Raw genomic sequence first — 1,613 nt, 5'->3', positions numbered from 1 at the left:
TCGCGCCCGGGCAATCGCCTGCAAAGCCCGCAACCGCGCAGGAAAAATCGTGCTATCACTACGAAAACCGCGTCGGGTATCCCTCTTTGGCCAAGCAGAGACCCTATTGAAGAACGGGGTGGGGTGAACCTGTATGGGTTTGTTGGGAATGCCCCTTCTCGTTATGTTGATTTTCTTGGCCTTACTACTGTAACGTATGGAGATACTTTTTGGGATAATGATGGTGTTCAGCGTCCGAACATAGTAATGGATTTATGGGACGCTTTTATTGACGAAGCATTGTTGGGAATGAAGCATGATAGAGAGTGGGAATGGGAGTTTGAAATTTCTCACTGGTGTGAATCGAAGAGTAGTCCAAAGCTTTCTGAACCAAAAATAACTAAGTCAAATTTCAAGGGTGCCATTGATAATTGGGGGTTGCCCTTTGATTTGTCTGGGGGAATCGCGAATAAAGTGTTGATTACAAATTCTGTGAGTGGTGCCACGCAGTGTCCAAATTCGGTTCATGGTAGAGCTGTGAAAGGAGCGTGTGTGACTAAAGAGTTCGATGTTGAAGCTATGTTTGGTCTTCATGCGTCTGCTGTTGGAATAACCGTTTGGACTGGAGGTATGCGCCCTGTAAATGGCGACTATACAAGTATGTTGTTCGTTGCTAAAAAATGTTGTTGTTGTTACGCTAAAGTTGGTGGGTTTTCGTGGCTAGGGACGTTTGAGTTGTCAGGCAATGGGATACCTATAGATATATCTAATTAGTGTGATTTTGAGAACGTTGATACTTATTTTTTTGTTCGGCTTGTTTGGGTGTGTAGAAAAATCAAATGTTTCAGGTGTGAAAGTTGACTCTGAGGTTTGGAATGACGGGGAGAGCTTGGTTTTAGTTGAACGTATGTTTTTTGACGGTTCTTGTAGGGTTGTAGTAATTAGTTTTGGCTCAAAGGAAGTTAAGAGTTCTTTGTCAAAGAAGCTAGACGGCTACTTTATAGAAGAAATGCGTTTAGTCCCGTCAGATGATGGAATCTTATATTTTTGGGGCTTTGAGGGAATGGAGGGAGTAAGTATAGTTCACGAAAAGTCTGCTTTATCAGAAGTGCAGATTAGACAGAAGGTAAGACAAAGCAAGGCGACGGGGTCAGTCCGTGAAAAGTGAATTTTTGATTCCTGTTACAGTCTTTCTATAAGTGGGTTATGTGTTTTCAGGTCTTTATTTAGGTGTGAATCTGTTAGATTTTACGCGATGGCTTTGGGGTGATTGTTCTCTTGGCTGAAAGGGGAGGGCTGGTCTGTTAGATTGTTCGATGCCTGCACGGCTGCCGCCCGGAAACGGGGAAGCTCAAAGCCGTCCTTGTCCCGACCGGGCGGTCACGCTTCCTGCTGTGGACGCGGGCTTCCTCCTTCGCAAGGCGATGGGGTCAGTCCGTGAATTGTGAATTTACAGAGGATTGATGGGGTGGTAAATGCTTGTGCATGGCGCGAGTGTTGAGGATTGAGTATCCGGGAGCGATTTATCATGTGACCTGTCGGGGCAATGATGGGCAGCCGATTTTCTTGGGGGAGAAGGGCTGTGAATCTTTTTTGGATACCTTGGATGAGGCTTGTCGGCGAGCAGGTTGGAT

The 1,613-nt window shown here is 45.6% G+C and carries 2 protein-coding genes; both read left to right on the top strand.

Features of this window, described 5'->3' with window-relative positions; genetic code table 11:
* Window positions 1–753 (top strand): hypothetical protein (locus JIN78_RS16665; RefSeq protein ID WP_234038060.1); only part of this gene is annotated, 753 nt, incomplete at its 5' end.
* 7 nt (window positions 754–760) lie between these two features.
* Window positions 761–1,147 (top strand): hypothetical protein, encoded by a 387-nt coding sequence (locus JIN78_RS16660; RefSeq protein WP_200393129.1) that lies wholly within the window; start codon window positions 761–763, stop codon window positions 1,145–1,147.
* Window positions 1,148–1,613: the final 466 nt, after the last annotated feature.

It is taken from the genome of Roseibacillus ishigakijimensis, from assembly GCF_016595415.1.
Lineage (GTDB): Bacteria > Verrucomicrobiota > Verrucomicrobiia > Verrucomicrobiales > Akkermansiaceae > Roseibacillus > Roseibacillus ishigakijimensis.
The sequence above is the reverse complement of the archived record's forward strand: the minus strand, read 5'-3'. Positions and strand labels throughout refer to the sequence as shown.